19 protein-coding genes and 3 tRNA genes are annotated in these 21,693 nt (G+C 61.2%); 9 read left to right on the top strand and 13 right to left on the bottom strand.

Features of this window, described 5'->3' with window-relative positions:
• Window positions 1-2 precede the first annotated feature (2 nt).
• The 7 genes from OGM81_08875 to OGM81_08845 all read right to left on the bottom strand — a co-directional run bounded on the left by OGM81_08875 (window position 3) and on the right by OGM81_08845 (window position 4,192).
• Window positions 3-908 carry a glycosyltransferase family 2 protein gene (locus tag OGM81_08875; GenBank protein ID UYJ42451.1) on the bottom strand — a complete coding sequence of 302 codons (906 nt, stop codon included), beginning with the start codon at window positions 906-908 and terminating at the stop codon, window positions 3-5.
• A 2-nt stretch (window positions 909-910) separates the two neighbouring features.
• Window positions 911-2,026, bottom strand: a complete 1,116-nt coding sequence (locus OGM81_08870) for a DegT/DnrJ/EryC1/StrS family aminotransferase (GenBank protein UYJ42450.1) — start codon at window positions 2,024-2,026, stop codon at window positions 911-913.
• A 165-nt stretch (window positions 2,027-2,191) separates the two neighbouring features.
• Window positions 2,192-2,488 carry a hypothetical protein gene (locus OGM81_08865; GenBank protein UYJ42449.1) on the bottom strand — a complete coding sequence of 99 codons (297 nt, stop codon included), beginning with the start codon at window positions 2,486-2,488 and terminating at the stop codon, window positions 2,192-2,194.
• Between the two features lie 140 nt (window positions 2,489-2,628).
• A tRNA-Gln gene (locus OGM81_08860) sits at window positions 2,629-2,703 on the bottom strand.
• 46 nt (window positions 2,704-2,749) lie between these two features.
• Window positions 2,750-2,826: transfer RNA gene (locus OGM81_08855), tRNA-His, on the bottom strand.
• Window positions 2,827-2,832: 6 nt separating this feature from the next.
• Window positions 2,833-2,906 (bottom strand) — tRNA-Arg (locus OGM81_08850).
• Window positions 2,907-3,019: 113 nt separating this feature from the next.
• On the bottom strand, window positions 3,020-4,192 hold the full coding sequence (locus tag OGM81_08845) for a helix-turn-helix domain-containing protein (GenBank protein UYJ42448.1): 1,173 nt from the start codon (window positions 4,190-4,192) through the stop codon (window positions 3,020-3,022).
• A gap of 135 nt (window positions 4,193-4,327) precedes the next feature.
• Between OGM81_08845 and OGM81_08840 the strand changes: the two genes are divergently transcribed.
• Window positions 4,328-5,824, top strand: coding sequence for a UDP-N-acetylmuramoyl-L-alanyl-D-glutamate--2,6-diaminopimelate ligase (locus tag OGM81_08840; GenBank protein UYJ42447.1), 1,497 nt, complete (start codon window positions 4,328-4,330; stop codon window positions 5,822-5,824).
• 61 nt (window positions 5,825-5,885) lie between these two features.
• On the opposite strand, the gene OGM81_08835 is transcribed toward OGM81_08840, so the two are convergent.
• Window positions 5,886-6,608: a conjugal transfer protein TraX gene (locus tag OGM81_08835; GenBank protein ID UYJ42446.1), complete on the bottom strand. Its 723-nt coding sequence runs from the start codon at window positions 6,606-6,608 to the stop codon at window positions 5,886-5,888.
• A 267-nt stretch (window positions 6,609-6,875) separates the two neighbouring features.
• On the opposite strand from OGM81_08835, the gene OGM81_08830 reads away from it, so the two are divergent.
• Complete coding sequence (locus OGM81_08830; protein ID UYJ42445.1) at window positions 6,876-7,793, top strand: hypothetical protein; 918 nt, start codon at window positions 6,876-6,878, stop codon at window positions 7,791-7,793.
• A 133-nt stretch (window positions 7,794-7,926) separates the two neighbouring features.
• On the opposite strand, the gene OGM81_08825 is transcribed toward OGM81_08830, so the two are convergent.
• Genes OGM81_08825 through sufC form a run of 5 tightly spaced genes read right to left on the bottom strand, consistent with a single transcriptional unit; the run spans window position 7,927 to window position 12,865 of the window.
• Window positions 7,927-8,388 (bottom strand): SUF system NifU family Fe-S cluster assembly protein, encoded by a 462-nt coding sequence (locus OGM81_08825; GenBank protein UYJ42444.1) that lies wholly within the window; start codon window positions 8,386-8,388, stop codon window positions 7,927-7,929.
• Window positions 8,385-9,602, bottom strand: coding sequence for a SufS family cysteine desulfurase (locus OGM81_08820; GenBank protein ID UYJ42443.1), 1,218 nt, complete (start codon window positions 9,600-9,602; stop codon window positions 8,385-8,387). The genes OGM81_08825 and OGM81_08820 overlap by 4 nt, the downstream gene beginning before the upstream one ends.
• Entirely contained in the window at window positions 9,580-10,674 is a 1,095-nt protein-coding gene (locus OGM81_08815; GenBank protein UYJ42442.1) for a SufD family Fe-S cluster assembly protein, read from the bottom strand. Before OGM81_08815 ends, OGM81_08820 begins: the two co-directional genes overlap by 23 nt.
• Before the next feature lie 17 nt (window positions 10,675-10,691).
• The gene (gene sufB / locus OGM81_08810; GenBank protein ID UYJ42441.1) at window positions 10,692-12,110 is read right to left on the bottom strand and encodes a Fe-S cluster assembly protein SufB; all 1,419 of its coding nucleotides are present in this window, start codon (window positions 12,108-12,110) and stop codon (window positions 10,692-10,694) included.
• Window positions 12,107-12,865: a Fe-S cluster assembly ATPase SufC gene (sufC, locus tag OGM81_08805; protein ID UYJ42440.1), complete on the bottom strand. Its 759-nt coding sequence runs from the start codon at window positions 12,863-12,865 to the stop codon at window positions 12,107-12,109. The genes sufB and sufC overlap by 4 nt, the downstream gene beginning before the upstream one ends.
• A gap of 551 nt (window positions 12,866-13,416) precedes the next feature.
• Here sufC and OGM81_08800 point away from each other — a divergent pair.
• From OGM81_08800 to OGM81_08770, 7 genes are all read left to right on the top strand, one after another.
• Window positions 13,417-14,151 carry a UDP-N-acetylglucosamine diphosphorylase gene (locus tag OGM81_08800; protein ID UYJ42439.1) on the top strand — a complete coding sequence of 245 codons (735 nt, stop codon included), beginning with the start codon at window positions 13,417-13,419 and terminating at the stop codon, window positions 14,149-14,151.
• A gap of 10 nt (window positions 14,152-14,161) precedes the next feature.
• Window positions 14,162-14,749 (top strand): aminoacyl-tRNA hydrolase, encoded by a 588-nt coding sequence (gene pth / locus OGM81_08795; protein ID UYJ42438.1) that lies wholly within the window; start codon window positions 14,162-14,164, stop codon window positions 14,747-14,749.
• A gap of 13 nt (window positions 14,750-14,762) precedes the next feature.
• Window positions 14,763-15,272 carry an SH3 domain-containing protein gene (locus OGM81_08790; protein UYJ42437.1) on the top strand — a complete coding sequence of 170 codons (510 nt, stop codon included), beginning with the start codon at window positions 14,763-14,765 and terminating at the stop codon, window positions 15,270-15,272.
• A 132-nt stretch (window positions 15,273-15,404) separates the two neighbouring features.
• A complete protein-coding gene (gene mfd / locus OGM81_08785) occupies window positions 15,405-18,755 on the top strand; it encodes a transcription-repair coupling factor (protein UYJ42436.1) in 3,351 nt (1,116 codons plus the stop codon).
• Between the two features lie 65 nt (window positions 18,756-18,820).
• Window positions 18,821-19,057, top strand: coding sequence for an acyl carrier protein (acpP, locus tag OGM81_08780; protein ID UYJ42435.1), 237 nt, complete (start codon window positions 18,821-18,823; stop codon window positions 19,055-19,057).
• 37 nt (window positions 19,058-19,094) lie between these two features.
• Window positions 19,095-20,534 carry a proline--tRNA ligase gene (proS, locus tag OGM81_08775; GenBank protein ID UYJ42434.1) on the top strand — a complete coding sequence of 480 codons (1,440 nt, stop codon included), beginning with the start codon at window positions 19,095-19,097 and terminating at the stop codon, window positions 20,532-20,534.
• Window positions 20,535-20,594: 60 nt separating this feature from the next.
• Window positions 20,595-21,680, top strand: a complete 1,086-nt coding sequence (locus OGM81_08770) for a hypothetical protein (protein UYJ42433.1) — start codon at window positions 20,595-20,597, stop codon at window positions 21,678-21,680.
• Window positions 21,681-21,693: the final 13 nt, after the last annotated feature.

Here is a 21,693-nt window from a genome sequence, read left to right as displayed (position 1 = left end):
AATCAATTCTCCTTCGTTTTGGGCGGTTCCATCCGCCCCATCTTGCCGTTCCAAAAGTCCACGGCACCACGGTAGGCGCCATAACTGCGGCCTTTTTTGCGACCCAGCGCCTTGGTCAGCGCATAGCGGGCCGCGCCGGTGAGAATCGGCAGCACGGTTTTCCTCTTCGCGTAGGCGCGGGATTTGCCCTTGCAGGTCAAATACAGCGTGTTGCGGGTGATATAGTACACCGACAACATGCCCCCTGCGCTGCCGCCTGCCTTATGCCACAGTTTGGCATCGGGCAGGAACCACAGCGGCACACCGGCTTGCCCTAAACGGATGCAGTAATCCACATCCTCGCAATACATAAACAGTGTCTCGTCGAGATAACCAACCTGTTCAATGACCGCCCGCGGCAACAGCACACAGCAGAACGTGATAAAGCTCACCTGCTGCTTTTGGGCAAAGGCGGAACCGTCCTTAGCGTGGCCGCCCAGGTGCTTCACCTTACCGGTAGCGGGATCCAGCGTGCCGCCTGCAAACCAGATTTCGTCCGGCGGGTTCATAAACAACATTTTTGGGCAGCTCACGGCGCCCACCGGGGTCTCCCGCAGCAAGGTCTCCAGCATATCGGGGGCAACGGCGGTGTCGTTGTTCAGCAGCAGCACATAGTCGCAGCCATCGGCCAGTGCACGGCGCATACCCACATTGTTGACGGCAGCAAAGCCCAGGTTCTGCTCTTGCGGCAGAAACACTGTGTTGGCAGGCAGTTTATCCTGCAATTGCGCTACCGAGTCATTGGGCGAAGCATCGTCCAGCAGGATAATTTCAAAGTCCTTGTACGTCTGCTTTTGCAGGCTGTCCAGACAGACCAGCGTATCCTGCCAGCCGTTGTAATTGGAGATAACAATTCCTACCTTGGGCATGGTTACTCCTTAAAGCTGTTCACGGCGTCGATGACAGCGGTTACCTGTTCCTCGGTCATGCCGTAGTACATGGGCAGGCTCAGCTCCGTGGCGGAGATTTCTTCAGCCAGGGGCAGCGCACCGGCAGGGATGCCCAGTTCTTTGTAGGCGCCCTGCAGATGGATAGGCGTGGGATAATGCTTGTTGGTGCCGACACCACGTTCGTTGAGATGTTTTTCCAGTGCATCACGGTTTTTGCAGCGCACGGCGAAGATGTGGAATACATGCTCACAGCCCGGCATCACAGTGGGCAGGGTCACGGCGGGGTTGGTGATCTCGGCAAAATAGCGGGCGGCAATGGTGCGGCGCTGGGCGTTCATCGCGTCCAGGTGGGGCAGCTTAGCCGCCAGGAAAGCCGCCTGCATCTCATCCAGGCGGGAGTTCTGGCCTTTATAAATATGATGGTACTTGTAGTCGCTGCCGTAGTTGCTCAGGGCGCGGATCTTCTCGGCCAGGGCCTTGTCGCTGGTGGTCACGCAGCCGGCATCGCCCAGGGCGCCCAGGTTTTTGCCGGGGTAAAAGCTGAACCCGGCGGCATCGCCCAAACTGCCTGCGCGGCGGCCCTTGTAGGTGGCACCGTGAGCCTGGGCTGCATCCTCGACGACCTTCAGGCCGTGGGCACGGGCGATCTCCAAAATAGGGTCCATGTCGGCGCACTGGCCGTAGAGGTGCACAGCCATAATAGCCTTGGTCTTCTCGGTGATGGCCGCCTCGATACAGGCGGGATCGATGTTGTAGCTGGCCAGCACCGGCTCCACAAAGACCGGCGTTGCCCCGGCGTAGGAGATAGCCAGCACGGTGGCAATAAAGGTGTTGGATGGCACGATAACCTCGTCTCCTGGGCCGATGCCCAGCGCTTTTAAAATAAGCACCAGGGCATCCAGGCCGTTGCCGCAGCCGACGCAGTATTTTGCGCCGCAGTAATCGGCAAAGGCGGCTTCAAAAGCGGCATCTTCTTTGCCCTCGATATACCAGCTGTTGTCCAGCACGCGGGCAAAAGCCGCGCGCAGATCGGCATCCAGTTCCCTCTCCATGGGGCGGAAAGAGACAAAAGGCACAGTGATGGGCTGTGTAGCCATAATAAAACGCCTCGCTTCGTCAAATTTATAGTACAGCACCCACGCATGGGCGCACAAGACCTACTATATCGTCTTATTATACAACGAAATGCGGTGTTTCGCAACTAAAAGCACACAAAAAGGCTTCCCCGTTCCATAAGGGAAGCCTTTTTGCGCAGTTTGCGGTTATCTTGGCGCCCGTGTAGCGCAGGCGGGGCCGCAGCTGCAGGTGTCCACGCTGACATGGCTGGCGCAGCAGCAAAGCCCCTGCTGATGGCGGCAGCCGCGGTCGTCGCAGGCAATCTCGGTCTCGGGGCTTGCGGGCTGGTTGTCAGTGGCAACGTTGCCATAGCCCTCGCTGTTGCGGTAACTGCTGCAGACGGCATCACTCTCGCCGGTGTGATGGACCTTGATGTCGTTCAGGCAGCAGCAGCCCGCCTTGTTATGGCAGCAATCATACTGCGCGCAATCCAGATAAGACATACAAAACACCTCCGCCCGTAGTATACCCGGCTGGTGGGCGGGGTATGCACGGGGCGCGGGCTGTTCAAATCCGGCCTAAAAATATCCCTTACAAACAAAAAATTATAATAAAAAGCGCATCCCCTTTTTATGGGGATGCGTGGTTGGGCCGGCCGGATTTGAACCGACGGATGGAGGAGTCAAAGTCCTCTGCCTTACCGCTTGGCGACGGCCCATTATAAAGAAAAGACCGCGCAGCGTGTATCACTGTACGGTCTTTGGTGGGGTGCCTAGAGAGATTCGAACTCTCGGCCTCCAGAGCCACAATCTGGCGCGCTAACCAACTGCGCCATAGGCACCATAAATGCGCCCGAAGGGACTCGAACCCCCGGCCCACTGCTTAGAAGGCAGTTGCTCTATCCAGCTGAGCTACGGGCGCATAGCGGTTCTTGCCCTGTCCATGGGGCACGCTGCGTATGATATTATAGCAATCAGGGGCGCATTTGTCAACAACTTTTTTCAATTTTTTTCTGATATTTATTTCAGGCCGTCCTATTTTTCTTGCAACGGCATCTCAAAGGTCCAGGTGGTGCCGGTGGCGTCGGTCACGATGGCGCGGTAGAAAGGCTGTCCGTCGGCGTACAACCATTCATTGGGGCCATCGTCTTTATAAAAGGTACCGTTCCAGACGGCGTGCATCATAGTTTCCTCACCAGAGCTGTACCAGCCGTCTGCGGCCAGCTGGGCGGCGACCAGTGGTTCGCCTTCCTCGCCCGCGCGTAGTTCAAGCGTTACATCGTCGATTTTCATCCAGTTAGGCACGGTCAGTTCCACTTCCACGGGGTAGCAGCTCAATTGCAGGTACTTTTTATTGCCGCTGCGGTTGATGTAATAGCCGTAGTCCAGGGTGCCGCCTGTCCTGCCCCAAGCCAGCTCCGGCTCGGTCTGGGTGGCAGTAAAGTCCACGGTACCCAGTTTTTCGTTGGCAGCGGCACCGTCGGCGGCCGTCCACTGTATGGTCAGGTCGTAGGTCTGACCCACGGTAAACACCAGCTGCGCCTGATAGATGTCTCCGGCCAGCACGTCCATATTGTGCAGCTCGGTGGTGTCGCCGTAGGTGACCGAGAGCCGTGCGGTCATGCCTGTGGTACTCTCACTGGGCGTGACCTGCACCAGCACAGGCATCCAGCTGCTTTGCACGTCCCTATGCAATTTATCAACTGGTACCCAGTGCCATTCCAGCACGGTGGATTTGCCTTGCCGCACGGCATCCTGCAATTCGTCCATGCGGGTGCTCAAATCGGCGGTCGTACTGCTTAACTGGGATTGCAGCATGGCGTAGCTGTCGGTCAGGCTTTGCATTTTACGCTGATACGCAAAGTTTTGCACCACCAGCAGCAGTACCACCACAACAGCCGCAGCGGCCCCCAGCAGGCCCCACAAGCGGCGGTGCTTGCGCTGCTCGGCATCGCGGGCGGCCAGCAGGTCACGCATGGCGTCCAGCGTGACCGCCGGGGCAGGGCCGGCGGCCTCGGTACCCAGCAGTGTGTCCACCGACACGCCCAACACCTGGGCGGCGGCCTGCAAGTTGTCCAGGCCGGGCAGGGCAGTGTCCTTCTCCCACTTGCCCAGCGCCTGGCGGCTGACGCCGATCTGTTCGGCCAGGGTCTCCTGGCTCAGGCCTTTGGCCTTGCGGGCAGCCTGCAAGTTTTGGCCCAGTGTCATGGCGGCCACCTCCTTTTTTTAACCATTGTAGCAGGCGGGGTGCAAAAAGTCCAGCAAGCGGGCTTGGCAAACCTGCAACCCAGGGTTACAACGGCGAAATTGTGCATAGTATGGAGGGAAAGCGAGGGATGCCCTATGATGCTTTGCCGCCTGCTGGAAGATCTGGACTGCACCCTTGTGCAGGGCCGCAGCGACATCGAGGTGAACGCCATTTGCTGTGACTCCCGCTCTGTGACGCCCGGGTGCGTGTTCGTCTGCCTGCCGGGGCAGCACACCGACGGCCGACGCTTTGCCCACGCGGCCGCGGCGGCCGGGGCGGCGGTTCTGGTGTTTGAGGACACACTTCCCAATTTTGAATTTTCCCGGTCCTGCAGCCCGGCGCTGGTGCAGGCGGAGCCGGGCAAGGCTCGCCGGGTGCTGGCGCTGATGGCATCGCGGCTGTATGGGTATCCCGCGCGGCGGATGACGATGATCGGCATCACGGGCACCAAGGGCAAGACGACCACCGCCCACCTGCTGGCAGCGGTGCTGACGGCAGCTGGGCGGCGGGTGGGGTGCATTGGCACCAACGGTGCGGTGTGGCCGGGACAGCGGCACACACTGGGTTACACCACCCCCGAAAGCTGCGATCTGCAGCATATTTTGCGCGACATGGCCGACGACGGCTGCGACGCCTGTGTGATGGAAGTTTCCAGCCTGGGACTGAAGATGGACCGGGTAGGCGGCATTGAATTTGACGTAGGTGTGTTCACCAATTTGTCGCCGGACCACATCGGCCCCGGCGAGCATGCCAGCTATGCCGAGTACCGCGCCTGGAAAAGCGTGCTGTTCCGCCGCTGCAAAGTAGGCGTGGTGAACGCCGACGACCGGGAAACGCCCGCCATTTTGGAAGGCCACAGCTGCCGGGTGGTACGGTATGGCATCGCCGCGCCGGCGGATTGGCTGGCCCTGCCGGGGTTTACGCCGCGGCGCAAGGCGGATGCGCTGGCTACCGATTTCACCGTGCGGCTGCCCGGCGGGCGGATGGCGGATTTCACCGTGCCAATGCCCGGGGCGTTCAGCGTACAGGACGCACTGGCAGCCCTTGCGGCGGCGGGCGTGCTGGGCGTGCCGGTGGCGGCTATGCAGGCCGGGCTGCGAGGCGCGGCAGTACGGGGCCGGTGCGAGGTGGTCCCCTGCCCCGCGCCCTTTACGGTGGTGCTGGACTACGCCCACAACGCCGCGGCGGCAGAAAGCGTGCTGACGGCCCTGCGGGCGTACCATCCCCGGCGGCTGATCACAGTGTTCGGGTGCGGCGGCGGGCGAAGCCGTTTGCGGCGCACCGGCATGGGCGAAGCCTGCGCCCGCCTGGCCGATTTGTGCATCGTGACCGAGGACAACAGCCGGGGCGAACCGTTGGAAGATATTTTTGCTGACATCCGCGCCGGGATGGACCGGGTGCAGAACGGGGCAGCGTGCGTGGAGATCCCCAACCGCCGTGATGCGCTGCTGTACGCCCTGGGGCTTGGGCGTGAAGGGGATATTCTCGCGGTATTGGGCAAAGGGCATGAGACAACAATCGACCGCGACGGGAGAAAAGTCCCGTTTGAGGATGCTGCAGTGGTGAGAGAGTACATGGAGCGGGTAAAGTAAGCGCAAATAAAAAAGCTCCCCTTGGGGGGGAGTCTTTAATGCAGGAAGGGTGGATTTTCCCCTACTTTGCCATAAACAGCATGCCAAGCACCAGCAGGTGCGCGGGGTAGAACGCGTAGGCGGCGTGTTGCAGGGCCTTGTTTTTGCGGCCATGCTGGCCGTTGTAGAGCCAGATAAGCGGCAGTGCCAGCAGGGCGAAGCACTCCTGCTGGATCTCAAAGGGGCCGACCAGATACACCTGGCCGATGAGCATGTACTGGCTGACCACGAACAGTCCCACTGCCTGGGCGAGGCAGCTGCGCCAGCCACCCCCGCGGGTGAGCCGGAACAGCAGGATGATGACGACTCCCGCTGTGCCGTAATCCGTCAGCAGCAGGCCGGGCAGCAGTAAGGCCGCCAGCAGACCCAACAGGGGCGGTAGTTTTTCCGGCAGAGTGGGGGCGATACGGCAGCGATCGGCGCAATGGCAGGCCCACAGCCCGGCCAGCAGCGTCCAGGCCACGTTCTGATGCCAGGGGTAAAAGTACGTGCCGCCTGCCACCATATCAAAGGGCACCTCGGACACGACAGCCAGCAACAGCAGCCGCTTGGCGTAGGCGCGCAGGTCGTGGGTGTGGGTATAGCCCTGGGCCAGCTCGAAGGCAAAGATGGGGAACGCGATGCGCCCCACGCAGGTCATCCATTCCCGGCCGGGCACGATGGTAGCCCACATGTGGTCCAGCAGCATGCAGAACAGGGCGATAGCCTTGAGCTGGTTGGCGGTAAAAAAGCGGCGGTTGGGCATGGGAGTCTCCTTTAAATTTATAATAACACACGGGCGGATGGGTAATGTGTCCGCGGGCAGATGCAAGCATCGGCCCCCACAGGGTGAATGTGTTCTCTATTATATCACACCACCCGTCTGCGGGGCAAATTTATACGCCCGTGCCCGTGTGTTTTTTCCAAAAAAGACGGTTGACAAAGCATCTCTCGGTCGATATACTCGGGGTACAAACAGCCATGCTGTGCAAAGTTTGCGGCATCGGCCAACGTAAAAAAGGAGGGGACTGCTATGAAACGCTGCCCGCACTGCAATTCGCCTATCACCCAGCCCGACCGCAAGACCTGCCCGGTCTGCGGCAATCCGCTGTCCGGCCCAACCGGCGCGGCACGGCGCAGGCTGCCCCCATGGATGCCCGTGGTGCTGCTTTGCGCCGTGGCGGTGGTGGTCGTGTACTTTGCCCTGCACAAGCCCGTCACCCTGCCCGCAGACGTTCAGGTCCCGGCCGAGACCACACCGGAATCCGCCGGGCTGGTGCTGGACGAAGCCGACCGTTTTTATCTGGACAACCTGCCCACCAACATCACCTTTACGCTGACGGCTGACGGCGCAGAGCAGCCACACGGCACCAGCGACACCGGCCGCTACTACATGGCCCGCAGTGCCCTGACCCGCACCGACACCCTGCTGCGGGTGGTTTCGCCCGAGGGGGACGGCTACCGCACGGCGCTGGCGCTGGTGTCCAAGCCCAGCAACGAGAACGCCGCCTTTGGCACTTTTGTGCCATGCGAGGCAGACGGCTACGCCAAGCCCGATGAGGAATATCTGGACGCCATGCTGACGGTGTACTACCGCGCCTACCTGCGTGCCGCCAACGCCGCCGCCCCCGCCGAGCTGCGCTATGTGACCGAACTGCACAGCCAGAGCCTGTCCGCCGGCATCAAGAGCGGGGCCACCGGCGCGGTGACCTTTACGCTGGACAAGTCCGACATGGTGTGCGATACCGAACACATTGCGTACGGCGACAACACCGTGACCGTGAACGCCGCCGCCAGCTACGAGGCCGTGAACGACACCACCGGCGAGGTAGAGACCGCTACGGATTACTACACCATCCAGGCCGTATGGCAGGATGGCATGTGGCTGGTGGACCGGAGCTGGATGATTTCGGAAAGCGATTACCAGAACGGCGTGTTTGGAAATCAGTAACTCATCGCATGGCTGCTGTAGGGGCGGATGCAAGTATCGACCCCTACATATGACATTCGCTTTTTTACCCACAAGCTAAAACAAGCGGCAGAGTTTTTACGCTCTGCCGCTTGTTTTATGTCATTATAAAAATTTACTCGGCATCCTCGGTGGTGACTTTGTCGGTCTTGCCTTCGCCGTCCAGGGCTTCCTCCAGGGTGTGCCAGGCCAGCACCGCGCATTTTACGCGGGCGGGCACGTGGGCGATGCCCTGCAGGGCGGCCACGTCCTCAAGGTCGTCCAGTTCTTCGGGGGTGATCTTGCCCTTGATCATCTGGAAATAGAGGGAGATCAGGCGGCGGGCATCCTCGACCGTGCGGCCTTTGACTAGGTCGATCATCAGCGAAGCCGATGCCTGGGAGATGGCGCATCCGCTGCCGATGAAGCCGGCATCCTCGATCTTGCCATCCTTCACCCGCAGCTGCAGGGTGATGTCATCGCCGCAGCTGGGGTTGACGCCCTCCAGGCTGTGGGTGGCACCCGGCACGGGATGGCGGTTTTCTTTGCTGCGGCTGTTCTCGGTAATGATCTGGGTATACAGTTCGTTCAGGTTCACAGGCCCATCACCTTTCGTACATTTTCAAGATTTTCCAGCAGGGCATCCACATCCTCGGCGGTGTTGTAGATTGCCACGCTGGCGCGGCAGCAGCTGCCGATGCCCAGGTACTCCATCAAAGGCTGGGCGCAGTGGTGACCGGCGCGCACGGCTACGCCGCCCGCATCCAGAATGGTCGCCACATCGTGGGGATGCACATCGTTGACGTTGAAGCTGACGACGCCGTAGCGGCCATCGGCCACCGGCTCGCCGTAAACGGTCAGCCAGGGCATGGCACGCATGCCGGACAGCATACGGTTCAGCAGCATATACTCGTGGGCTTCCATAGCCTCCCAGCCGATGTTGTTCATATACTCGATGGCGGCGGCAAAGCCGACCTCGCCGCCGACGTTGCGGGTACCGGCCTCGAACTTGCGGGGGCCTTCGGCCCAGGTGGCCTTGTGCTCATGCACAGCACCAATCATATCGCCGCCGCTCAGGAACGGGGGCATCTTCTCCAGCAGCTCGGCGCGGGCGTACAGGGAGCCCATGCCCATGGGGGCGTACAGCTTGTGAGCGGAGCAGGCTGCGAAATCCACGTCCAGCTTCTTCACGTCTACAGGGGTGTGGGGTGCGCTCTGGGCGCAGTCCAGCACCACCACAGCGCCCACGGCGTGGGCGCGCTTGACGATCTCCTCCACGGGGGCGCGCAGGCCCAGCACATTGGAGACCATTGCAATGCCGACCAGCTTGGTCTTGGCGGTAATTTTCTTATCCAGTTCGTCCAGCGTCAGGCGGCCGTCCTTACCGGGGTACATATACACCAGCTTTGCGCCGGTGGTTTCGGCCACGCGCTGCCAGGGCACCAGGTTGGAGTGATGCTCAGCCACCGAGATGACGATTTCATCGCCCTCATGCAGAAAGTGCATGCCGTAGCTGTAGGCCACCAGGTTCAGTGCCTCGGTGGTGTTCTGGGTAAAGACGATCTCGTCATCCTTGGCGTTAAAGAACTTGGCTACGGTGTGGCGAGCACCCTCGTGGGCGTCGGTGGCACGCATGGCCAGCTCGTACACGCCGCGATGGGGGTTGGCGTTATCCTTATTATAGTAGTTCACCACGGCGTCCAGCACCTGCTTGGGGTGCTGGGTGGTGGCGGCACTGTCCAGATAAACCAGGCGGTTGCCGTTCTCATCGGCCGCCAGGATCGGGAAATCAGCCGTCCAGTTGTTCATCATCAAGCCTCCGTGCAACAGTTTCGCGCACCTCGGTGCGCAGCTCTTCCAGCGGGATCTTCTCAATAGCCGGGGCAAAGCGGGCGTCCACCATCAGGCGGCGCGCCTGGCTCTCGCTCAGGCCGCGGGAACGCAGGTAGTAGAGTTTGCCCTCATCCAGGCGTCCCACACTGGCGGCGTGCTGGCCCTCTACTTCCTCCTCACCGCACAGGATCAGCGGGGCGGTACGGTTGCGGGCCGTAGGGCTGAACATCAGCACGTCCTCGCTCTCGTGGCCCACACCGCGCTTGGCGCCGCGACGGAAATCCACCGTACCGCGCAGGATCTTGTCGGCATTACCGGTCAGGACACCGGCGGTGTGCATCTCGCACAGGGTATCTTTGCCGATCTGGACGGAGACATCGTTGTAATCCAGCACGTCATTGTCGCGTCCGAAGTAGACGGCGTCCAGGTCGTACTCGCTCTTGTTGTGGTCCTGCAACGTGCGGGTGCCGCAGACGGAGACCTTGCCGCCCAGCTCGATGCGCACCTGCTCCACCCGGGAACTGGCGGCCTGCTGGATGGCAACAGCGCCCCAGCGGCGGGCGTTGTTGCCCATCAGCTGCACCTGTACCAGTTTCACGTGGGCGCCCTCGGCGGCGTTGATGCGCACGAGAGAAGCGGCCACGCCGTCCTCGGCATCGCCGCGCAGCACCTGCACGACGGTCAGGCTGCTGTCCTTGGCGGCGTCGATGGTCAGGCAGCTCAGCGCGCAGGGGTGGGCCTCGTCCAGCTTTACCTCAAAGACGGCGGGCGTCTCGATGGCAGTGCCCTCGCCCACGGCGAGATGCTCTTTCACGTTGGCGTTGGCGGCCAGGAAGGCATCGGCGGCGACGCCCATTCCGGACTCGGTAAAGGTCTCGAAGATTTCAGTCTCCGGGCCGTTGGTGCGGATGCCCGCAGGCACGGCGGCGGTGGCAGCGGCAGTTCCCCAGCCATTGGCGGGGACCTGCGGCAGGGCGGCCTTATCCGGGGCAAAGTTTACGCCCAGGTGGTTCCAGGTAGGCACCGGCAGGCGGTTCATGTTCATATTCATGCTATGCTCCTCCCCTCTCAGCCAATGCTGCCCTTCATCTCAAGATGGATGAGGTTGTTCATTTCCACGGCGTATTCCAGCGGCAGTTCCTTGGCGATAGGCTCGGCAAAGCCGCCGACGATCAGCGCCCGGGCGTCCTCCTCGGAGATGCCGCGGCTCATCAGGTAGAAGATGGCATCCTCGCTGATGCGGCCGATCTTGGCCTCGTGGCCCACGTCCACGGCGTCGCAGCGGATGTCCATTTCGGGGATGGTATCAGAGCGGCTGCGGTCATCCAGCATCAGGGATTCGCAGCTGACGCTGGACTTGCTGCCATCGGCCCCCGGCAGCACCACGACAGACGAACGGAAGTTGGAGATGCCGCCGTCGCGGGCGATGCTCTTGGTGGAAATGTGGCTGGTGGTGTGGGGGGCAGCGTGGACGACCTTTGCACCGGTATCCAGGTCCTGGCCCGCACCGGCGAAGGTGATGCCGGTGAACTCCATGCGGGCACCCTCACCCTGCAGGATGCTCATGGGGTACAGGCAGCTGGTGTGGCTGCCGAAGGAGCCGGAGACCCACTCAATGGTGCCGCCCTTTTCCACCTTGGCGCGCTTGGTGTTCAGGTTGTACATGTTCTTGGACCAGTTCTCGATGGTGGAGTAGCGCACGCGGGCACCCTCGCCGACGAAGATCTCCACGCAGCCTGCGTGGAGGTTGGCCACGTTGTATTTGGGGGCCGAGCAGCCCTCGATAAAGTGCAGGTAAGCGCCCTTATCCACGATGATGAGGGTATGCTCAAACTGGCCGGCGCCGGGGGCGTTCAGGCGGAAATAAGACTGCAGCGGAATCTCCACATGTACGCCCGCCGGGACGTAGACAAAGGAGCCGCCGCTCCACACAGCGCCGTGCAGGGCCGCGAACTTATGGTCGGTAGGCGGCACCAGCTTCATGAAATGCTTGCGCACCATCTCGGCATAGGGGCCGGTGAGGGCGCTTTCCATATCGGTATACACAACGCCCTGGGCGGCCACTTCGGCCTTGACGTTGTGGTAGACGACCTCGGAGTCATATTGGGCGCCGACACCGGCCAGGCTGGCACGCTCGGCCTGGGGGATACCCAGACGCTCAAAGGTGTTCTTGATGTCGTCGGGCACTTCGCTCCACTTGCCGCGCATCTCGGTATTGGGGCGCACGTAGGTGACGATGTTGCTCATGTCCAGGCCGGCGATGGAGGGCCCCCAGTTCTGCACCGGCATCTTGTTGTAGGTTTCCAGTGCTTTCAGGCGGAAGATGCGCATCCATTCCGGGTCGTGCTTTTCCTCACTGATCTTTTCCACGATCTCCGGCGTCAGGCCGGAGCTGACCTCGAACGCCGCGTTGGCCGCATCTTTGATGTCGTAAATGCTGCGGTCTACTTCGGCGACGTCGGTCTTTTCAGTTTCAAAGGCTCTCATTTGGCTTCGTCCTCCTTCAGGGCGGCAAAGCCTTCCTCGATGATCTCGCTCACCAGTTCGCCGTTGCCGGTGCGCACGATGCGGGCGTCGTCCAGCACGTGGACGTAGTCGACCTGCAGGCCTTCCAGAATTTTGGCGTTGTGGGTGATGATGATGAGGGCATTGGTGTCGTTGTGGTAAGCCTTGATGCCGTTGGCCACGGTCTTGACGGCGTCGACGTCCAGGCCGGAGTCGGTCTCGTCCAGCAGGGCCAAAGCGGGCTTGAGCATCAGCAGCTGCAGGATCTCCGCCTTCTTCTTCTCGCCGCCGGAGAAGCCGACGTTGAGGTAACGGTCGGCGTAGGCGGGATCCATGTTCAGAGCTTCCATCTGGGCGGCCAGCTCGTGGCGGAACTTCATGACCTTGACGGGCTTACCGGTAACGGCAGCCTGCGCAGTGCGCAGGAAGCTTTCCAGCGTGATGCCGGGGATTTCCTCCGGCGTCTGGAAGGACAGGAACATACCGGCGCGGGCGCGGACATCGGCGGTCTCGTGGGTGATGTCCTGGCCGCGGAAGATGATCTGGCCGCGGGTAACGTTGTAACGGGGATCGCCCATCAGGGCGCTCATCAAAGTGGACTTGCCGGCACCGTTGTGGCCCATCAGAACGTGGGTCTCGCCGGGGTTCACGGTAAGGTTCAAGCCGTCGAGAAGGACTTTGTTTTCCTCACCGACAGTGACCTGTAAATCTTTAACTTCCAGCAGCGGGCTGCTCATGGAAAAACACCTCCAAGTGAATCACCGGGGAAAAATGCCCCCGGCAGGCAGTATTTGCTCTACTCATGTATACTATACCATTTTTATAGGAATTGCAAGTTCTGAAGCAGGAAAGTCACACACTTCGTCAATATCATACAAAAACAGTCGGGATTTATCGGTCGGTTTTTGTACACTAATCAGGGCACGGTATGCTTTACACATCGGCCCCTACAAGCAAGTTAAAAATAGCTGTCACTTAAGAGGCTCCCTCTGCGAGACAGACTCCCCCGATACGGGGGAGGTGGCATGAAGTGCCAGAGGGGGAGCGCTGTCAGCGAAGCTGACTGAGGGAGAGACATTTTCATAAAATGCCGCTAGGTAAGGACTCTCCCCCACCCGCTTCGCGGGAGTCCCCTCGCAGAGGGGGCCTTTCCGCAGTTGCAAAACTTTCTCAACCACCTTGCGAAATCCTTTCGGGTGGGGTACAATAGAAATATCCGTAAACCTGTCCCCTGCCCCAATTACGGGCAGCATATTATAAACGTATAGTAAGGAGGGCATATCTCCCTATGTCTACTGCCAAAGAGAAATTTGAGCTGGCCCGGCAGCGCTATGCCGCCACCTTTGAGCGCCACCTGGATAACGGCGTGGAATTCATCAGCGATAACGTCTATATCGAGCCGGAGGTCATCATCACCCCCGGCACGGTCATCCTGCCCGGGTGCATCCTGCGCGGCAAGACCGTGATTGCCGAGAACTGCGTTATCGGCCCCAACACCCTGCTGGAGGATACCGTCGTCGAGGCCGGCACCACCATCAACGCCAGCCAGTGCTACGAGAGCCACATCGGTCCCAACAACAAGATCGGTCCCTTCACCCATGTGCGCACCGGCACCAAGACCGCCGAGGGCTGCCACCTGGGCGCTTACGTCGAGACCAAGAACGCCGACTTTGCCGAGGGCAACACCGTCAGCCATCTGACCTACATCGGCGATGCCACCGTGGGCAAGTACTGCAACTTTGGCTGCGGCACCGTCACCTGCAACTACGACGGCGAGGGCAAGTACCACACCACCATCGGCGACTATGCCTTCATCGGCTGCAACACCAACCTGGTGGCCCCCGTCACCGTGGGCGATCATGCCTTCACCGCCGCCGGTTCCACCATCGGCCACGATGTGCCCGCCGGTGCCCTGAGCATCGAGCGCGCCAAGCAGACCGAAATCGACAACTGGGGCGAGAACAAGCTGCAAAAGTACATCGCAAAAAAACAGAAATTGGAAGCCGACAAAAAGAACAAGTAAAGGAATTAAAATGTTAGGAATGACCTCCGGGGCGGACTGGCTGATCGCCGGGCTGGGCAACCCTGAACCGAAATATGATGGCACCCGCCACAACGCCGGGTTTGAGGCGCTGGATTATCTGGCTGCGCAGTGGCACTGCGACATTGCCAAAGCCAAGTGGCAGGGCCTGTACGGCACCGCCCAGGTGGGCGACCACAAGGTCGTGCTGCTGAAGCCGCTGACCTATATGAATCTGAGCGGCCAGAGCATTGCCCCCGCCGCCAACTTTTATAAGATCCCCGCCGACCACGTCATCGTACTGTGCGACGACATCACCCAGGAGCCGGGCCACCTGCGTATCCGACCCCACGGCTCGGCGGGCGGCCATAACGGGCTGAAAAGCATCATCGCCAGCCTGGGCACCGAGAATTTCAGCCGCATCCGCATTGGCATCGGCGCCAAGCCAAACCCGCAGTACGACCTGGCCGCCTGGGTGCTGGGCAAGCTGCCCCCCGCGGACCGCAAGGCCATGACCGACCGCTACCCGGACATTGAGGACGCCTGCAAGCTGCTGATGGACGGCAACCTGCAATACGCTCAGAACAAGTTCAACCATTAAGGGGATGTACACCATGAGCAAACTTCGTAAACAAGCCCTGATCCGCATCGTGATCTGCGTTATCATGCTGGCCGCCACCATCGTGTTTTCCTTTTTGCTGATCACCGGCAAGCTGGACGGCACGTCTTCTTCGGCAAGCTCCAATGCCGACAGCCTGCCCTCCGCAAGCGACAGCGTGGAGGCCGATACTCCCGAATCTACCGAGCCTGTGGAATCTACCGAGCCGGAGCCCACCCCCGAACCGACGCCGGAGCCCACCCCGGAGCCGACCCCGGCCAACTTTGACGGCCTGGCCGAGCAGCCCACCACCGTGTTTGCTGAGGGCGAGCAGCCCAGCTACACCACCACCGCCGATGCCAGCATGAACCTGCGCGCCGGCCCCGGCACCAACTTTGACAAGGTGACCAGCGTACCCGCCGGCACCGCCGTGACCGCCCTGGGCACCAACAGCGACGGCAGCTGGGTGGTCGTGCAGGTAGGCGGCCAGTACGGCTGGCTGAAGGTCGAGTTCCTGAACCAGTAACCTTATAAAATCATTGTAACTATGCTGTTTTCTTCACTTTTTGCTAAAACAGCCGAATATGAAAAACTGGCGCATGCGCTCTCCGCACCGGGGGCATGCGCCTTATTCGGTTTACCCGGTTCCGGCCGGGCGATGGTCTACGCCGCGCTGGCGAAGGAGACCGGGCGCTTTCTCTGCATCGTGACCCCCGGTGAGGCTGAGGCCACTCGCTTTGCCGGGGACCTGAACGCCCTGGGCATCCCCACCGCCGTTTTCCCTGCCCGAGATTACGTGCTGCGCCCCATTGAAGGCACGGCCCGCGAGTATGAGTACCGCCGCCTGAGCGTGCTGGGCGACATCGTGGGTGGGCGGCTGCAGGCCGTCTGTGTGCCGGACGAGGGGCTGACCCAGTATACCACGCCCCGCGCCGAGTTTTGTAACAACACCCGCACCCTGCACCTAGGCGACACCGTGCCCCGCACCGAGCTGACCGCGTTGTTGTACAACGCCGGGTACGCCCGCCGCGCCCAGGTGGACGGGCCGGGCCAGTTCTCCATCCGCGGCGACATTGTAGACCTGTACGCCCCGGATATGAAGCTGCCCGTGCGTATGGAATTTTGGGGCGACGAGATTGACACGATGCACACCTTCGACCTGGCCACCCAGCGCCGTGAGGACCCCATCGAAAAAATTTACGTCAGCCCCGCGCGGGAGGTGCTGTTTGGTTCCCCTGCCGAAGCTGCCGAGCTGCTGCGGGCCTTCATCAAAAAATTTCGCGGCAAAAAGCGCACTGCCTTAGAGGCCTGCCTGGCCACCGAGCTGGCCCAGCTGGACGGCGGTGCTCTGCCTGTGAATATGGACAAATATCTCGCGGTGCGCTATCCACAGCCCGCCACACTGCTGGATTATTTCGATGATCCGCTGCTGGTGCTGGAGGAACCGGCCTCCTTACGGGAGGCTGAGCGCGCCACCACCTACCGTCGTGGCGAGGAAATTTCTGCCCTTTTGCAGGATGGCGTGCTGGCCGCCGGGCTGGACAATCTGTACGCCGAGAATGGCTACCTCTGGGCACAGGCCGCGAACCGCCGCACGATCTGCGCTGAGAACTTTGCCCGCAGCATGCCGGACATTCCACTGAAGGACATCGTCAACGCGCCCGCCCACACGCTGCCCGCCTGGGGCGGCGAGGTGACCAGCCTTTTGGAGGATCTGCAGCCGCTTTGCAACGGCGGCGCAGCCGTCACCGTATTGGCGGGCACCCAGCGTGCCGCCGCGGGCCTGGCCGCCGACCTGCGCACCAAGGGGCTGCTGGTCACCACGGACCCGGACGCCGCCCCCGGCGCAGGGCTGGTGCAGGTGCTGCCGGGGCAGCTTTCCGCCGGGTGCAGCGTACCCTTTGCCAAGTACGCGCTGTTCACGGCGCGGGCGTTTGGCATCAGCAGCACCCAGAAAAAGAAAAAGCGCAATAAAGACGCGCTGAACAGTTTAAGCGAAATTGCTGTGGGCGACCTGGTGGTACACCAGAACCACGGCATCGGCCGCTATGCGGGCATCCAGCGGATGGCCGTGCAGGGCGTCACCAAGGATTATCTGCGCATCGAGTACGACAAAAAGGACGTGCTCTACGTCCCGGTCACCCAGCTGGACCTGCTGTCCCGCTACACCGCCCCCAACGACAGCGACAACGTGAAACTGTCCCGCCTGGGCGGCAGCGACTGGGCCAAGACCCGCAAAAAGGTCAAGGCCGCCACGGAGCAGATGGCGAAAGAGCTGATCGAACTCTACGCCCGCCGCAAGCAGGCCAAGGGTCACGCTTTCCCGCCCGACGACACCTGGCAGGGGGATTTTGAGCAGCGCTTCGCCTACGATGAGACCCCCGACCAGCTGGCCTGCGCCGCCGACATCAAGCACGATATGGAAGAGCCCTGGCCCATGGACCGGCTGCTGTGCGGCGACGTGGGCTTTGGCAAGACCGAGGTTGCTCTGCGCGCGGCGTTCAAGTGCGTGATGGGCGGCAAGCAGTGCGCCATTCTGGCTCCCACCACCATTTTGGCTTGGCAGCATTTCAATACCGCCATTGCCCGCATGGAGGCATTTCCCGTGCGCATCGGGCTGCTCTCCCGCTATCGCAGTGCCAAGGAGCAGAAAGAGACGCTGCGCGGCCTAAAAGACGGCACAGTAGACATCGTTATCGGCACCCACCGGCTGCTGTCCAACGATGTAAAGTTCCATGATCTGGGGCTGGTCATCATCGACGAGGAGCAGCGCTTCGGCGTCAAGCACAAGGAGAAGCTGAAAGAGGCTTTCATCGGCGTGGATATGCTCACGCTGTCGGCCACGCCCATCCCCCGCACACTGAACATGGCGCTGTCCGGCATCCGGGATATGTCCACACTGGAGCAGCCGCCCTTTGAGCGCCAGCCCGTGGAAACCTACGTGCTGGAGTACGACGAGGGCATCGTGGCCGAGGCCATCCGCAAGGAACTGGCCCGCGGCGGGCAGGTCTACTACCTGCACAACCGCGTGGACACTATCGAGGAATGTGCTGCCCGCGTAGGCAAGATGGTGCCGGGCGCACGCATAGGCATCGCCCACGGCAAGATGACCGAGGAGCAGATTTCCTCGGTGTGGCAGCAATTGCTGGACAATGAAATTGACATTTTGGTCTGCACCACGCTGATCGAGACCGGCGTCGACGTGCGCAACTGCAACACGCTTATCATTGAAAATGCCGACCGCATGGGTTTAAGCCAGTTGTACCAGATCCGCGGCCGCGTGGGGCGCTCGTCCCGCAAGGCCTATGCCTACTTTACCTTCACCCGCGACAAGGTGCTGACCGAGGTCGCCGCCAAGCGGCTTTCCGCCATCCGGGAGTTTACCTCCTTCGGCTCCGGCTTCCGCATTGCGATGCGCGACTTGCAGATTCGCGGCGCGGGCAGTCTGCTGGGCCACAGCCAGCACGGGCATATGGAGTCGGTCGGCTACGACCTGTATGTAAAGATGCTGAGCCAGGCCATCTCCGCCGCCCGTGGCGAGACCCCCGCGCCGGACAAGAGCGATTGCCTCATCGACATCACGGTGGACGCTTTCCTGCCTGAGGATTACATCCCCGATGCCGCAGGCCGCATCGAAGCCTACAAGCGCATTGCGGCCATTGAGACCACCGCCGACGCGGATGATGTCATTGATGAACTCATCGACCGTTACGGCAGCCCGCCCAAGAGTGTGCAGGGGCTGGTCGATGTATCGCTGATCCGCGTGACCGCCGCCCGCGTAGGCATTGCCGAGATCGTGCAGCGGAGCGACCAGCTGATTTTGTACTCCGACATCGTGGGCCCAAAGCAGCTGGCCCCACTGATGGACCAGTACCCCCACCGCGTGCTGTATAACGCGCTGGGACGGCCGTATTTCAGCCTGCGGGTGCAAAAAGGTGAGAACCCGCTGGTGCTGCTGCGGGATATTGTAACCCTGCTGCCGGGGGCACAGGGTGAAAAGGAAAAATAATCCTTGACAACCCCCCGGTAATAGGCTATATAATAAATGAATATCTGTTTTAAAGGAGTTATCGTATGGATTCCGAAGTTTTTGCACGTATTCGTGATTATCTGGCTGACCAGCTGGAAGTTGAACCTGAAAAGATCACCCCGGACAGCGACATTGTCAACGATTTCGGCGCGGACAGCCTGGACGTCATCGATATGATCACCACCCTGTCTGACGAGTTCGGCGTGGAGATCCCCGATGAGGACATCGAGACTTTCCACACCGTCGGCGACGTGGTAAACTATCTCGAGGACAGAATGTAAAATCATTAAGTTTCGTTAAGAAAAGTGTGAGGATAAAATGGCAAACGATAAGAAAAAAATGGTCGAAGCGATCACCGCACAGGAGGTCGACTTTGCCCAGTGGTACACTGACATCTGCACCAAGGCCGAACTGGTCGAGTACTCCAGCGTAAAGGGCTTTGTGGTGCTGCGCCCCTATGGCTACGCCATCTGGGAGAACATCCAGAAGAACCTGGACAGCCGTTTTAAGGCTACCGGCCACGAGAACGTGGCTATGCCCGTGCTGATCCCCGAAAGCCTGCTGAAGAAAGAGGGCGAGCTGGTCAACGGCTTTGCCCCCGAGGTTGCCTGGGTCACCGCCGGCGGCAGCGACCCGCTGGAAGAGCGCCTGGCTGTGCGCCCCACCAGCGAGACCATGTTCTGCGACCATTTCAGCCATGTGCTGCACTCCTACCGCGACCTGCCCATGCTGTACAACCAGTGGTGCAGCGTCGTCCGCTGGGAGAAATCCACCCGTCCGTTCCTGCGCACCCGCGAGTTCTGGTGGCAGGAAGGCCACACCATCCACGAGACCGCCGAGGAAGCCAAGGCCGAGACCGAGCAGCAGCTGAACTGCTACGCCGACTTTGCCGAGCATGACCTGTGCATTCCCGTGCTGAAGGGCCGCAAGACCGACAAGGAGAAGTTTGCCGGCGCCGAGGCCACCTACACCATCGAGGCTATGATGAAGGACGGCAAGGCCCTGCAGAGCGGCACCAGCCACTACTTTGGCGATAAGTTCAGCCGCGCTTACGACGTGACCTTCACCGGCCGCGACAACACCCTGCAGTATCCGTTCCAGACTTCCTGGGGTGCTTCCACCCGCCTGATTGGCGCGATCATCATGACCCACGGCGATGACGACGGCCTGATCCTGCCCCCTGCCATTGCCCCTGTGCAGGTAGTCATCGTGCCTGTTGCCGCCCACAAGCCCGGCGTGCTGGACAAGTGCCGCGAGCTGGCTGCCGAGATCGGCAAGTATGCCCGCGTGAAGCTGGACGACAGCGACAAGCAGCCCGGCTGGAAGTTTGCCCAGTGGGAGATGAAGGGCGTGCCCGTGCGCCTGGAAGTCGGACCCCGCGACATCGAGAACGGCCAGTGCGTGCTGGTCCGCCGTGACACCCGCGAGAAGCAGTTCGTCAAGTTTGACGAGCTGGCCACTGCTATCCCCGCCGCCATGGACGCCCTGGCTAAGGACCTGTACGACCGCGCCCTGGAAAACCGCGAGAAGCGCACCTACAGCGCCACCACCATGGACGAGATCAAACAGATTGCCAAGGAGCATACCGGCTTTATCAAGACGATGTGGTGCGGCGACCTGGCCTGCGAGGAAGCCATGAAGGAGCAGGCTGGTCTGTCCAGCCGCTGCATGCCTTTTGCCCAGGAGCATCTGAGCGACGTTTGCCCCGTCTGCGGCAAGCCCGCCCAGAAGATGGTCGTTTGGGGCGTTGCCTACTAATTCGTAAAAATAAAAGCGGTGCCGCAAAGCGCCGCTTTTTCTGTATCGGTGAAAAGTATCATGTCTGTGCTGGTTTTAACATTGGGGCTGTATATGCTGGGGCTGCTGCTGGCGGCCGTCGGCAGCCGGTTGGCAGGGCGCTGCACCACCTGGTGCTGTGCCCTGCTGGGCCTGCCCATGTGGGTAGTGGGCGGCACCATTGCGCCGTTCTGCCTGGCTTTGCCCCAGCTGATGCTGGCGCTGCTGGCCGCCGGCATGGGCATCACCGGCCTGGCGGTAGGCACGGCGCTGGCCGGTGCCGTTACCAATGTAGGGCTGGCGCTGGCACTCTGCCTGCTGGGCGGCAACGGCCAGCCTGTGGTGGCCGACCGGCAGGAGTTTTGCCGCAAATGCCTGCTGCTGGCGCTTTCCTGCGGGGTCATCGCCCTGTTTGTGCGGGATGGCACCCTAAGCTACACCGGCACCGGACTGCTGATGCTGCTGTTCGTCATCTTTGTTTTGTCCAGTATCGTCTACCAGCACCAGTTTATTTATGGCGAGCGGTACGAACCGATCTCTACCGGCGGCTGCACCGCCATCCCCCCGGCGCAGGATTACGGCTACACCGCCCGCACAATGGCCTTCCCCGTGATGAACCTGCGCAACTCGCTGAAAAACCTGGCCGGTGTAGTGGGTGGGCTGGCGCTGCTGGCCGTCGGGGCGCGGGCGCTGGTGTACAGTGCCACCACCATTGCCAATTTGACCGGTACCATTCAAGCCTTGTGGGCGGCGACGCTCATAAGCTTTGGCTTCTGCCTGCCCCTGCTGGCAGAAGCACTGGGGCACCCCTTCGGCTCGATTTGGAAGCGGTTCGACACCCGCTGCCGCTTCTACCCTGCTGACACGCTGCCCATCCAGCTGTTGAACAGTGCCATTCTAAATTTAACGCTGGCGCTGCCTATTTCCAGCTTGATGTACCGCCACCGCCTGCCGGTGGGCGCACAGTTCCGCGCCTATGAGGTGCCCATTTTGGCTGCCATGGCGCTGGTGCTGCTAGCCGAGCCGCTACTGCGCCGTCGCCTGCACCGCTGGCAGGGTGCGGCCTGCCTGGTGCTGTACTTTTTGTACCTGGCGGCGGTCTCCTTCGCGCCCCGGGCCGGCGCGTAAAGTTTTCAACAAG

It is taken from the genome of Oscillospiraceae bacterium (assembly GCA_025758045.1).
Lineage (GTDB): Bacteria > Bacillota > Clostridia > Oscillospirales > Ruminococcaceae > Gemmiger.
This window is presented reverse-complemented; position numbering and strand designations above follow the sequence as displayed.